The sequence below is a fragment of the Campylobacter concisus genome (assembly GCF_003048605.1).
In the GTDB taxonomy this organism is placed as follows: Bacteria; Campylobacterota; Campylobacteria; order Campylobacterales; family Campylobacteraceae; genus Campylobacter_A; species Campylobacter_A concisus_BM.
In genome coordinates this window covers 142,927-157,006 of sequence record NZ_PIRX01000001.1, presented here as the reverse complement: position 1 = coordinate 157,006, position 14,080 = coordinate 142,927, and the positions used below count along the sequence as shown (strand labels likewise).

Below are 14,080 nucleotides of genomic sequence, written 5' to 3'. Positions count from 1 at the left end.
TTCCTCTTTTTTAAAAAGGCCTAATTATAGCTACTTAAACTTTAACAGCTATAATCACGCCGATGAAAAAGTTTAAAATTCTAAAATTTCTTGCCCTATTTTTGGCTCTAATAGTCGCTATTTTTTTGATACTTGATCAAATTTATCCATTAAATTTAGACGCGCTTAAAAAAGACGAAGCCAAAATTTTGCTTGATAAAAATGGCGAGATCATAAATATGAAGCTTAGTAGCGACGGAATTTGGAGATTTCACGAGCAAAGCTTCCCAAACTCGCTAAAACAATGCGTCGTGCTCTTTGAAGATAGATACTTTTACTACCATTTTGGCGTAAATTTTGCCTCCATTTTTAGGGCATTTTTCCACAACCTAAGAAGCGACAACCGTATAGGAGCTAGCACTATCACGATGCAAGTAGCTAGGATGCTTGAGCCAAGTGATAGAAGCTATAAAAATAAGATAAGAGAAATTTTTAGAGCATTTCAGCTCGAGCTTCACTTTAGCAAGGATGAAATTTTAAATTTATATCTAAATTTAGCCCCGTATGGTGGCAATATCGAGGGTGCAAAGGCGGCAAGCTTTTTTTACTTTGGCAAGGAGCTAAATGAACTTAGCTACGCTCAGGCCGCACTTTTAAGCACGATCCCTAAAAATCCAAATAAGAATAGGCTTGATAGAGTTTCAAACATAAATGCGCTAAAAAACAGGGTCATAAAGATGCTTTACAAGGCAAAGTTGATCGATCTAAGTGCGTTTAAAAGAGCGCAGGCTGAGCCATTTAAAAATGTAAGGATAAGGGCTGTCGTAAATGCAGGCGACTACGCAAATGTCGCTTTTAAAAACCAAATTTCAAAGGCGAGTTTGGATCTAAATTTACAAAAAGATATGCTTAAAATTTTAAAAGATGCGATGTTTTCGCTAAAGGCTAAAAACGCAAACAATGCCGCTGCCGTGGTCATTGATAATAAAAAAATGAGCGTTGTTGCCTTCATAGGCTCGCACGATGAGCGCGCACGCGACGGCAAAAACTCAGCCCTAAATATGAAGCGAAACACCGGCAGCACGCTAAAGCCTTTTATCTACTCGCTAGCCCTTGATAGCGGGCTTATCACGCCAAGCTCGCAACTAATCGATACGCAAATTTATGTCAATGAATATGTGCCAAAGAACTTTAGTAACGACTTTTTGGGGCTTGTAAGCGCAAAGGACGCTCTAAATTTTAGCCTCAATATCCCAGTTATAAATTTAGACTTAAAGCTAAAAGACAACTCACTTTACGAGCTACTTGAAAAGGTAAATTTAGTTGATGAAAACAAGGAGTTTTACGGCTCTTCGATAGTTTTAGGCAGCGCTGAGATGAGCCTGATTGATCTTGCACATCTTTATACGATATACGCAAATGGCGGGGTTTATAGGCCGCTTGAGTTTGCGGGCAAAAACTACAAAAATGAGGACAAAAACATAACCCTCATCTCGCCTCAAAGCGCATATCTAACCGCCAAAATGATGAGTGAGGCCTCAAGGTCATATCTAAAAAATGCTTGGCAATATGCGCAAAACACGCCAAAGATCGCCTTTAAAACAGGCACAAGTGCAAACTCACGCGATCTTTACGCCATAGGAGTTGATGAGGACTACACAATAGCCGTCTGGGTGGGCAACTTTAACGCTGAAAAAACTGACAAACTAACTGGGCTAAATGACGTCTCAAAGATCGTTTTTGATATGTTTAAGCTCATCGCTCAAAAAAGAAATTTAAGCTTTATGAGTGAGCCAGAGGGCATCGAAAAAGTGCCAACCTGCCTTGATGCTTTTAGCTATGAAACGTGCAAAAAAACGGCGCTTGATGATAGGATAGTTGGAGTTAAACTACAAGATAAGTGCGAGAGTTTAAGAGGAGAGGAGCTTGAGTTTTTGATAAAAAATGGCTTTTTAGACAAGAACGAGGTCAAAAATAGCCCTTGCGCTGAAGTTTTCAAAGACAAAAAGCCAGTTTTTGCCTATCCGTATAACGGCGAAGAGATCGTGACAGATGAAAATGTAACACAAATTATGCTAAAATGCTACGCGTTTTTAGGTGATGAAATTTACCTGAAAGTGGATGATTTGAACTTTTCTAAGATAGAAAATGCAAGCGAAAAAAGGCTTGATATGACCCTTGGCGAGCACACTTTAAAATGCCTTGATCAAAACTCAAATCAAAGTGAAATAACAATAAAACTAAGGAGATAAAATGCAGCAAAAAGCGCTACTTCTAGCACTTTTAGGAGCAGTAAATTTATATGCTTTAAGTCTAAATGGCACCGCCGAGGTGAAGTCGCCTTTAAGCGTGGAATTTGGACTAGAAGATGATGTTAGCAAAAATCTCATAGGCACGCTAAGTGAGAAAAAGCTCATCTCATGCGAGCCAGCGCTAAGTGGCACGGTAAAATTTAACGCTCAAAGCCTTACGCTTTTTACAAAAGATATGCACGCAGGCACCGAGTATAACTGCAAATTAGAAAATGGCAGCAGCGCTAGCTTTGAGACGAAAGAATTTGCGCTTGAGAAGATAGAAAAGCTCTCTGATAGCAAATTTATCCTTAAATTTAATGACGAAGTTAGTGAAGAGCTTGTAAAAAAAATAGCCGTAAAAGGTGCAAGCTTTAATGCCTTGCAGCTCTCTCAAAACAGCTTTGAGCTTGATCTTGATAAAAATATAAGCGAGCCTACTTTTGAGTTTGGAGAAAATTTTGAGAGTAAATTTGGCGCTAAACTTGCAGGCGATGGTGTGGTGAAATTTAGTGAGCAAGCAAGCGATGAGAGCGTAAATATAAATGCTGAGGCAAAGAGCTTTGAGATAGCTAAAATTTATCCAACTAGCCTTGATAACGGTATCTTAGCTTTTAGAATTTATCTAAAAGAGTGGCTAAGCGATGATAATAATCTAAAGAAATTTATAAAGATCAAAGGCGTAAAAAGCTTTAGCATAAGCGACGTGTCATATAAAAATGACGATGAAAATGGCGCGCCAAATTCTGAGCTTGAGGGGTATGATTATTACATCGATATTACAAGCGATGAGTTTAAACCGCAAAATAGCTACGAGATCACGATAAAACCGGGCTTTGGAGACGATAGAAATGTCGTAAGAGAAGCTAAAACCTACGAGGTGGTCGCTAGCAACTTCACTCCATTTGCAAATTTCACAAACGAAGAGCCTTACATCTCAAGCGTGGGCGAGATCGGCATTAGAAGTGCAAATTTACCTGAGCTAAATGTAAGCGTTGAAAAGTTAAGCGATCAAAATTTTAGATATTTTTTAAATTTCAACGACAATAGCGAAGATATAAGCAATTTTAGCTCAAAAGTAGCAAGCAAAAGCTACAAGCTAGAGGGTGCGTTAAACGAAATTTCACTAAACAAGATCAAGCTTGACTTTGCAGGAGCAGGAGACGGCGTCTATAAGATAAGCTTAAACTATGGCAAAGATAAGAGCGTCTCAAAGGTTGTCTATCTAAGCGACATCGCCATAAATGCAAAACTTGGCAAGGATGAAATTTTCGTCTTTGCAAACCGCCTTGGCGAAAACACAATGCTACCAAACGCAAATGTAAAAATTTATGGCAAAAGAAACGAAGAGATCGCAGTTGGCGCTACAAATGACGTTGGTGTATTTAAATTTAACAAAAAAGATATCTACAAAGAGGTCTCATCAATCGTCGTCTCACTTGGCAAGGAGCAAAATTTCCTCATCATAAAAGATGGCGAAGCGCTAAATGAGGCAAAGCTCATCAGCCAAAATCCAAGCGAGAGCATCGATGCTTACACGCATTTTGCCTCAAATATCATAAGACCAAACGAGAGCCTAAAAGGGGCTATCTATCTAAGAGATAGAGACTTTAACCCGCTTAAAAATATGCCAGTTAAGATCAAATTTATCGATCCGCAAGGCAAAAGTAGCGCCCAGATCACACAAAATACAAATGATGTCGGCATGATAAATTTTGAAAAAGAAATTTTAAGCGATCTAAGCGGTAGATTTAACATGCAGATAATCTACGCTAGCAAAGTGATAGCAAGCGTGCCATTTTACGTCGAGAGCTTCGTGCCAAACAAGATAAAAAATGACATAGCCATAGACGCGGATAAATTCTTTGCAAACGAGCTAGTAAAGGTAAATTTGACAAGCAGCTATCTCTTTGGCGGAGCAGCTAGCGACTTAGCTGGCAGTATGCAGGTTAGCTTCTTTGATGATGAGTATAAAAATAGCGAATTTAAAGAGTATAAATTTAAAAACGACACTCTAAAAGCGGCTGCCTATCCAAGCATAGAAAATGATCTAACTCTTTCAAAAGATGGCAAATCAAGCCAGATGATAGATCTTAGCTTTAACACCAAAAACGCACCTTCAATAATAAAAGGTGTCATAAATTTCAACGTAAATGACGATGGCAAAAACGTAAGTGACGCAAAAAGCTTTATACTCTATCCTTACAAAGATATGGTTGGCATCGCTGCTAGCACGACATTTGCTGATCCAAACGAAGATGTAAAGATAAGAACAGTAGTTATTGATATGCCAAGCCAAAAGGCAGTGAAGTCAAATTTGAAATTTGATATAAAACGTGTCTCATGGCAGTATCAAAGGGACGCAAACGGCTATATAAAATGGATCCAAACACTTGAAGATGTGGATAGTTTTTATAAAAATAGTGGCAAGTTTAGCTATAAATTTACGCAAAGTGGCTCATACGTCATCACTGCTACAAATTTAGTAAGTGGCGCAAGCACGAGCCTTGATATGGACGTGAGCGGCTACAACTACTCAACCCTAGCCCCTACAAAAGAGCTTAGCAAGTCTCAGATAAAACTAAACAAAAACGTCTATAAAAAAGGCGACGAGCTAAGCGCAGACATAAGCTCAGCCATAAAAGAAGGCATCGCACTTGTCACGCTTGAAGATGCAGGTGTCAAAGCCTATAAAGTCGTAAAAATCAAAAACAACTCAGCAAACGTTAAATTTAAGCTAGACTTTGACTTTAACGGCCTTTACGTGAGCGCAAATATCTACCGCATGACTGACGCTGGGCTAACTCCGTTTAGAACCTACGGCAAGGTCTATGCAAACGGCGATAAATCTTCAAGGAAGATAGAGCTTAGCTTAGAAGCGCCAAAAAGCGCAAAGAGCGATGAAAATATAAAAATTTCACTAAAAACAAAGCCAAAAGCTTATGTCAATTTATTTATTACAGATGTTGGCGTGCTTGATATCACATCGCAAAAGCCAGCCGATCCGCTTAAGTTTTTTGACAAAATTTTACCTGATGGCGTCTTTGACTACGACATTTATAATATGCTCACAAACTACAAGGTCGAGGGCAAAACGCTAAGCTTTGGCGGTGATGCTGCGGCGATGGCTGTGGCGGCGAAAATGGCAAAACACGCAAGCCCAGTTGATAGCAAAAATGTAAAAACTTATGCAAATTTAGTGAGCCTTCAAGCGGACGACAAAGGCGAAATTTCATACGAATTTAAAACGCCAAATGGCTTTAACGGCGCTGTTAGAGTAGATGCTGTGGCAAATGACGCAACTGCAATGAACGCCGTAAATAGCGAGATAAAAGTAAAAGATGATGTGATTATTAAGCCAAGCGCTTTAGTTTATCTTTTAAAAGGCGATGAATTAAGCGCAAATTTAAGGCTTATAAATACGACAAATACGGACAAAAACCTTACTATAAACATCGTAACAAGTAAAAATTTAAATATCAAAACGCAAGAAAAAGCTAACCTTAAGCCGCTTGAAAACAAGGCGTTTGTGCTTAAAATTTCAGCCCTTGAAACAGGTGCTGGCGAATACAATATAACAGTAAGTGACAAAAATAGCTCAAAAACGCTTCAAAATTTACTAGACGTCATTAGCCCTTATACGATCAGCACCTACGCAAAGAGCAGTGTCTTTGATAAAGAGAGTAAAATTTTGCTTCCAAAAGGCTATCACGATGTGAGTGTTGATGCGTCAAGCTCGGTCTCAAGCGTGCTTTTAGCAGCTTCAAGGAATTTAGTAGAGTATCCTTACGGATGCGCAGAGCAAAGGAGCTCAAGACTGCTTGCGCTTTTAAATTTAAAACCAAAAGATGAGCTTGAAAAGGGCGACCAAAAGAGATTTATCGTTAGTGGCATAGATGAGCTAGTTAAGATGCAAAAACCAGACGGCAGCTTTGGCTACTGGAGCGATCTAGGCGAGACAAATGCATTTGCAAGCATCTTTGCAACTGATGTTTTACTTGATCTTAGCGAGGCTGGATATGAGGTAAGCAAAGGCGTCAAACAAAATGCGCTAAACTCTCTCTTAAAATACGCAAATAACGACCTTGAGGCACTTTACGCTCTTTATGTAAGCTCACGTGCAAATATGGCTGACAGATCGATCTTAAATAAAATTTACGACGACAAAGCCTACAATAAAACAGCACTAAGTAAATACCTAATGGCAGCAGCTCTAAAGCTAAACGGCCTAAATGACGAGGCAAAGGTCGCGCTAAAAGATATCAAAAATGCTAAAACAAGCGAAGAAAATGCATCTGATTTTAGCTCAAAAGTAAGAGATAACGCCTTTATCTTATACTTGCACGCAAAATACTTTGAGAAAAACGACTACTCAGACGACCTTGCAAATTTCTTAATCACAAATTTAAATGAGCTAAGCTCAACGCAGGAGCGTGCATTTACACTAAGAGCGCTAAATGCCTACTTTGGCAAAGATAGCGGTGAGAAAAATAATAAATTTAAGCTTAGCTATAACGGTGAAAGTAAAGAATTTGACGGTCTTTTAAGCACGTCATTTACTACAAAAAATGGCGAATTTAGCATCGCTCCACTAGGCTCAAACAAACTTTATGCGACTATCTTAAGCTACGCTTACTTGCCGCTTGATATTAGGCATAAGATCGAGCCAAAAGAGCTTGACATCTACCGCGTTTTTGTCGATGAAAAAGGCAAAGAGTTAGATCTAAATAGTCTAAAAGTAAATGACGTCATTTACTCAAAAGTGGTGATAAACTCAAAAACAATGGTCAGAAACGGCGTGATAAACGAGATCGTAAGCAGCTGCTTTGAGCCGATAAATGAAAATTTAAGCAGCTTTAGCAAGAGCTTAAAAAACAGCTTACAAGTTGAGTATAAAAGCATAAAAGATGACCGCGTGCTAAGCTTTTACACGCTAAGTAGCGACGAAAAAGACGCCGTTCTTTATACGCCTTATCGTGTAAGACTTGGCGGTAAATGTTCTCTTGGTGCAGTCACAACTGAAAATATGTACAACGAAAGACAAAACGACTACGACCTAGCCGTGAGAAGCTTTAACGTTAAATAGCTATTTAAACCACGGGGCGTTTAATCGCCCCAAGCCCATATTTCCCCACTTTTGCAAAGATTTTTTTAAACAAATTTTAGATAACATTAAGCATTTTTTAAACGAAACTGAGGAGATAAAAGTGGCAGATTTTTACAATGCAAAAGAGATAGAAGACAAATTTTATAAAATTTGGGAAGAACGCGGATATTTCGAGATAGACGCAAACAAAGATATCCAAAAAGATGGACGTAAATTTTGCATTATGATGCCACCTCCAAACGTGACTGGCTCGCTTCACATCGGACACGCCCTAACCTTCACACTTCAAGATATTATGACTCGCTACAAGAGGATGGACGGCTACAAGACACTTTGGCAGCCAGGACTTGACCACGCTGGTATCGCTACTCAAAACGTCGTTGAAAAGCAGCTTTTGGCTCAAGGGATCAAAAAAGAAGAGCTTGGACGTGAAAAATTTGTAGAAAAAGTGTGGGAGTGGAAAGAAAAAAGTGGCGGCATGATCGTCCATCAGATGCGAAAACTTGGCATCACTCCGGCTTGGTCACGCCAGAGATTTACTATGGATGAGGGCTTAAGAAAAGCTGTGAAAAAAGCCTTTGTAAATTTATATGACAAAGGGCTAATTGTCCAGAAAAACTACATGATAAACTGGTGTACGCACGACGGCGCACTCTCTGACATCGAGGTCGAACACAAAGAAAATAAAGGCAAGCTTTATCATTTGAGATATTATTTTACAGATGGACAAAATTTAGAAAACTATCAAGCAGAAGTATCACATGATGAATTTGCTGGTTGCGATGCGAGTTCGAATGAAGCGCACTCTTCGTGCGTTGCAGTGAAGAACGAGCAGCAGTCTCCAGCAAAGGCGCATGCGAGACAAGGCGCTTATATAGTGGTTGCTACAACTCGTCCTGAAACCTACTTTGGTGATACGGCGGTAATGGTAAATCCAAACGACGAGCGCTATAAAAATTTAATCGGCAAAAAAGTGGTGCTACCTATCATAAATAGAGAGATCGAGATCATCGCGGACGAGCACGTTGATATGGAGTTTGGAACAGGCCTTGTTAAGGTCACGCCTGCGCACGATCAAAACGACTACGAGGTAGGCAAAAAACACAACCTTGAGTTTATCACTGTATTTGATGAAAAGGGTATTTTAAACGACAAGTGCGATAAATTTGCAGGTCTTGAAAGGCTTAAGGCTAGAGATATCGTAGTGGCAGAGCTTGAAAAACTTGGCAATGTTGAAAAGATAGAAGACTACGAAAATCAAGTAGGCTACTGCTACCGCTGCAAAAACGTCGTCGAGCCATATATCTCAAAGCAGTGGTTTGTCAAAAAAGAGATCGCAGACGAAGCGGTACAAAAAGTCTCAGAGGGCCTTGCCAAATTTTACCCACCACACTGGATAAACAGCTTTAATGCGTGGATGAGAGAGCTAAGAGACTGGTGTATCTCACGCCAACTTTGGTGGGGACACCAAATTCCAGTATTTTACTGCGATGATTGCGGTCATATGTGGGCTGACGAGGGAGAGCCATGCGAGTGCAAAAAGTGTAAAAGTAAAAATTTCCACCAAGACCCAGACGTGTTAGATACGTGGTTTAGCTCTGGTCTTTGGCCGTTTAGCACGCTTGGCTGGGGCAATGAAAATGAGCTAAAAAATGAAAAATGGTTTGAAGGCGACTTGGCTGAATTTTATCCAAACAACCTTCTCATAACTGGCTTTGATATTTTGTTTTTCTGGGTTGCTAGGATGATGTTTCAGGGTGAAAATGCCCTTGGCAAGCTGCCGTTTGACGACATCTACCTGCACGCACTTGTAAAAGATGAGTTTGGCAGAAAGATGAGTAAAAGCCTTGGCAACGTCATCGACCCGCTTGATAGCATAAATGAGTATAGTGCCGATATATTGCGCTTTACGCTGACACTCCTAGCCGTTCAAGGACGCGACATCAAGCTAAGCGACGCCAAGATGAAGCAGGTAAGAAATTTCACCAACAAGCTTTATAATGCGAGTAAATATCTCATGTTAAATGAGAGCAAATTTACAAATTTAGAGGATATCAAGCTTGAAACAAAGCTTGGAATTTATATGAACAGCCGCTTTAACGAGTGCGTGAGAGAGGTGCGTGAAAATATCGATGCCTACCGCTTTAATGACGCGGCAAACACACTTTATAAATTCCTTTGGGACGAGTTTTGCGACTGGGGTATCGAGCTTAGCAAGGCTGATAAAGCGAGCGTAAAAGAGCTTGGAAGCATATTTAAAGAGGCGATGAAACTGCTAAATCCTTTCATGCCGTTTCTCTCAGAGTATCTATTTCAAGAGCTTAGCGGCACACAACTTGAAAATGCAAAGTCAATAATGGTGATGAACTATCCAGAGGTAAAAGAGCGAAATTTAGAGGTTGAGAAGAAATTTGAGCTAGTTATCGAGGCGATTGTCGCTATTCGCCGTGCAAAAGCTACTATCGATCTTGGCAACTCAAAGATAGCAAAAGCCTTTGTTAAATTTAACGACAAAATCGACCTTGACGAGGTAAAAGAGTACATCAAACTGCTTGCAAAATGCGAAGAGATCGGCTTTGTAGATGAAAAAATAGAAAACTCAATAAGAGATGTGAGCGAAAATTTAGAGGCATTTGTCCCGCTTGAAGGGCTTGATATGAGCGGTATCATCACAAGGCTAAGGTCTCAAAAGACAAAGCTTGAAAAAGAGATAGCCAAACTCTCAGGCATGCTAAATAACCAAAATTTCGTGGCAAACGCACCAAAAGAGGTCATAGAGACAAACAAAGAGGCTTTGCAAAGCGCTGAGGCTAAATTTAAAAAAGTATGCGAGGAGCTTGAGGCTCTTGGTGAGTAGGTTTTTGCGGTAAAAGTTGAAGGGTGGCGTTTTATCTTTGGCAGCTTGTAGTTGCCACGCTACCCTGGGTGCTAATATATTGTCTTATTAAAGTGAAATTTATCGCCCTGCACTATCTTGCATGTAAATTTAAAATTTAAAGGATAAAAGATGAGTGAAAAAATAAAAATAGCAGTTTTAGGATATGGAAATTTGGGTCGTGGCGTCGAGCTTGCAGTGCGAAATAGTAAGGATATGGAGCTTGTGGCCGTTTTTAGCCAAAGACGTCCAAGCGAAGTAAAAACGTGTGGCGCACCAGTTTTTAGTGCGGATCAAATTTTATCGCACAAGGGCAAATTTGACGTTTTAGTCCTTTGCGGTGGCAGCGCAACTGACTTACCGACGCAGACGCCAGAGTTTGCAAAAGAGTTTAACGTAGTTGATAGCTTTGACACGCATGCAAAAATACCTGAACACTTTGCCGCAGTGGACGCTGCTGCTAAAAAAGGTGGCAATGTAGGCGTCATCGCTGTTGGCTGGGACCCAGGGCTATTTTCGCTAAATAGACTATACGGTGAGAGCGTTCTTGAAAATGGCAGCAGCTACACGTTTTGGGGCAAAGGCGTTAGCCAAGGCCACTCAGACGCCATACGCAGGATAAAAGGCGTAGTAGACGCTCGTCAATACACAGTGCCCATAGATAGCGCCTTGGAGCGAGTTCGCTCTGGGGAAAATCCAAATTTAACCACAAGGGAAAAACACCTGCGTGATTGCTACGTAGTGGCGCAGGACGGCGCTGATAAGGCACGCATCGAGCATGAGATAAAAACAATGCCAAATTATTTTGCCGACTACGACACAAGCGTGTATTTTATAGATATTGAGATGCTTAAAAAAGAGCATGGCGGTATCCCACATGGTGGATTTGTGCTGCGAAGCGGAGTGAGCGGAGAGCATGGCGAGAACAAACACTTGATCGAGTTTTCGCTAAAACTTGACTCAAATCCAGAATTTACAGCAAGCGTGCTTGTAGCCTACGCCAGAGCAGCATATCGCTTGGCGCAAAGAGGCGAAAGCGGCGCATTTAGCGTATTTGACATCGCTCCAGCACTTCTTTCGCCAAAGAGCGCTGATGAGCTAAGGCGAGAAATTTTATAAATTTAGGCAGTTAAAAGTAAGGAAAATTTAGTGATAAAAATAGAAAATTTAACCAAATTTTATGGCGGCACACAGATCCTTTATGATGTAAATTTAGAGGTTGCAAAGGGCGAAATTTTTGCTATCGTGGGACATAGTGGCGCTGGTAAATCAACGCTTTTAAGGTGCATAAACGGGTTAGAGAGCTATCAAGGTGGCAGCTTAAAAGTCTTTGATCAAGAGATAAAAAATTTAGATGAGATGCAGCAAAGACATTTGAGGCGTGATGTTGGTATGATATTTCAGCATTTTGCCTTGATGGCTAGAAAAAATGTCTTTGAAAACGTCGCTACTCCGCTTAAATTTTGGGGTTATAAAAGCGATGAAACTGAAAAAAGAGTGAGAGAGCTTTTAAATTTAGTCGGTCTTGAAAGCAAGGTGAAAAGCTATCCAAGCGAGCTAAGCGGCGGTCAAAAACAGCGTGTTGCCATCGCTAGAGCGCTTGCTTTAAATCCTAAAATTTTACTAAGCGACGAAGCGACTTCGGCTCTTGATCCAAACACGACAAATCAAATTTTAGAGCTACTTGAGAAGATAAACAAAGAGCTAGACATCAGTGTCGTCATCGTCACGCACGAGATGGAGGTGGTAAAGTCTATCGCAAAACGTGCCATCTTGCTTGAAGGCGGCAAGATCATAGGCTCTGGAAGTATAGAGGAGCTATTTTTAAAGCCAGATGAGAAGATGAAAGAATTTTTAGGCGAAGTAGAAATTCTGCCTAGCACTGGCACAAATATCAGGCTATTTTTCCCAAAAGAAGTGGCTCAAAACAGCGTGATCACGCACATGGCAAGAAGCCTAAATATCGACTTTAACATAGTCTGGGGCAAGCTTGAAAAGCTAAACGATAACGTCCTTGGCTCGCTTGTTATAAATATAGATGAAAAAGATAAAGAAAACGTGCTTAACTATATCAAGCAAAGTGGCGTTTTGTGGGAGGTTGCTTGATGTTTGGTATTGATTTTTCTAAATTTCCTGATGTATTTTCTAGGATACTTTTGCCAGCTATCGGCGAAACGCTATATATGAGCATAGTCTCCACCCTACTCGCCTTTGCTATAGGCCTTATACCTGCGGTTTTGCTCATCCTTTCAGACAAAAACGGCCTAAAGCCAAACAAACAGCTTTACTTTGTCCTTGATATCGTTATAAACGTGCTTAGAAGCTTTCCGTTTATCATTTTGATCATCGTGCTATTTCCAGTCACAAAAATGATCGTAGGCACGAGTATTGGCACGACTGCTGCGATCGTTCCGCTAACTATCGGAGCGGCTCCGTTTGTGGCAAGGCTCATTGAAAATGCCCTAAAAGAGGTTGATAAAGGCATCATTGAAGCAGCACAAAGCTTTGGTAGCTCGAAATTTCAGATCATCTTTCGTGTGATGTTTGTAGAGGCGCTTCCTGGCATCATCTCGGCATTTACGCTAACGCTTATCGTAAATATCGGCTTTTCGGCGATGGCTGGTGCAGTTGGCGGTGGCGGACTAGGATCAGTCGCTATAAACTACGGATATCAGAGATTTCGCCCAGATATCATGCTCTACACCGTGGTTATTCTCATCATTATGGTGCAAATTTTCCAAGTTTTAGGCAACTATCTCTATAAAATTTCAAAAAAATGATTTTAAAAACATTGCAAATGCCAATGCCACACATAAGATAAAAGCGATAAAAATTGTCATAAATTTTGGCTTAAAAAACCTATTAAGAAGTATGATTTCCGGCAGGCTAACCCCTGCCGCCGTTATTACAAACGCTCCAAATGCGGCCGCACTAGCATCCGAGGCAAGAAGTGCTAAGCCAATTGGCACTAGCGATTCTACTCTAACATAGAGTAAAATTCCAAATAATGCCGAAATAAGTATCGAGGCGATGTCGCTAGAACCAAGGTAGTTTGAGATAAGCTTTTGCGGAACAAATCCGTGTATAGCGGCGCCGATAAACATCGCAAGCAGTATGTAATAAAATAGTTTTTTATACTCTTTTACCGAGTTTAAAAGCGCCATTTTGTAAATATTTTTACTATTTTTTATATCCTTGCAAGAGCAAGCTTGTGTCTGATTAACGGGCGTAAAAACAAAGCCTTTAGTTGAATTGTTTGGGCTAAATTTTGGTTTTAAAAAATCATCTTTTAAAAATAGATTTTGATCTGCTTTTGATAACAAAAGACCAAAAGCAAGCGATGAGATAAAAATGACCGTAAAATAAATAATGCTAAATTTAAACCCAAAACTCATAAAAAGAAGCGTTAAAATTACAGGATTAACAAGCGGAGAGCTTAACAAAAATACGCTACTAACGCCAAGTGATACGCCACTTTTTAAAAACCCATTTAAAAGCGGTATAGTAGAGCATGAACAAAACGGCGTAATAGCACCAACCAAAAACGCCTTGATAAAGCTTGAAATTTTTGTGCTTATAAGGTGCTTTTTGAGTTTTTGGCTAAATTTTTCAGATACGATAAATACCAAAAAAGAGACACAAAAAAATAGTAGTGAAATCTCTGTAAAATAAAGTATGAAAAATTTGATAAACTCAAATATATTGTGTTGATTAAAAAGATCGAGCATTTTTTTACCTTTAAATTTTTTATATGATTATATACTAATATAGGAATATAGTCAAGTATAAATTTAGCTCTTTTAAGTTAAAATCATAAAAAAGGTATAA

7 protein-coding genes are annotated in these 14,080 nt (G+C 39.9%); 6 read left to right on the top strand and 1 reads right to left on the bottom strand.

The annotated features are described in order from the left end of the window. Positions 1–62: 62 nt before the first annotated feature. From pbpC to CVS86_RS00755, 6 genes are all read left to right on the top strand, one after another. On the top strand, positions 63–2,231 hold the full coding sequence (gene pbpC, locus CVS86_RS00780; protein WP_107790656.1) for a penicillin-binding protein 1C: 2,169 nt from the start codon (positions 63–65) through the stop codon (positions 2,229–2,231). A 1-nt stretch (position 2,232) separates the two neighbouring features. Continuing rightward, positions 2,233–7,356, top strand: a complete 5,124-nt coding sequence (locus tag CVS86_RS00775; protein ID WP_107790655.1) for an alpha-2-macroglobulin family protein — start codon at positions 2,233–2,235, stop codon at positions 7,354–7,356. 121 nt (positions 7,357–7,477) lie between these two features. Next, complete coding sequence (locus CVS86_RS00770; protein ID WP_107790654.1) at positions 7,478–10,234, top strand: valine--tRNA ligase; 2,757 nt, start codon at positions 7,478–7,480, stop codon at positions 10,232–10,234. Between the two features lie 150 nt (positions 10,235–10,384). Beyond that, entirely contained in the window at positions 10,385–11,371 is a 987-nt protein-coding gene (locus tag CVS86_RS00765; RefSeq protein WP_107790653.1) for a diaminopimelate dehydrogenase, read from the top strand. 30 nt (positions 11,372–11,401) lie between these two features. Next, entirely contained in the window at positions 11,402–12,358 is a 957-nt protein-coding gene (locus CVS86_RS00760; protein WP_103599169.1) for a methionine ABC transporter ATP-binding protein, read from the top strand. Then, complete coding sequence (locus CVS86_RS00755; RefSeq protein ID WP_002940443.1) at positions 12,358–13,032, top strand: methionine ABC transporter permease; 675 nt, start codon at positions 12,358–12,360, stop codon at positions 13,030–13,032. The genes CVS86_RS00760 and CVS86_RS00755 overlap by 1 nt, the downstream gene beginning before the upstream one ends. Here the strand turns inward: CVS86_RS00755 and CVS86_RS00750 are convergent. Then, a complete protein-coding gene (locus CVS86_RS00750) occupies positions 13,021–13,980 on the bottom strand; it encodes a permease (protein WP_107790652.1) in 960 nt (319 codons plus the stop codon). The genes CVS86_RS00755 and CVS86_RS00750 overlap by 12 nt on opposite strands. Positions 13,981–14,080: the final 100 nt, after the last annotated feature.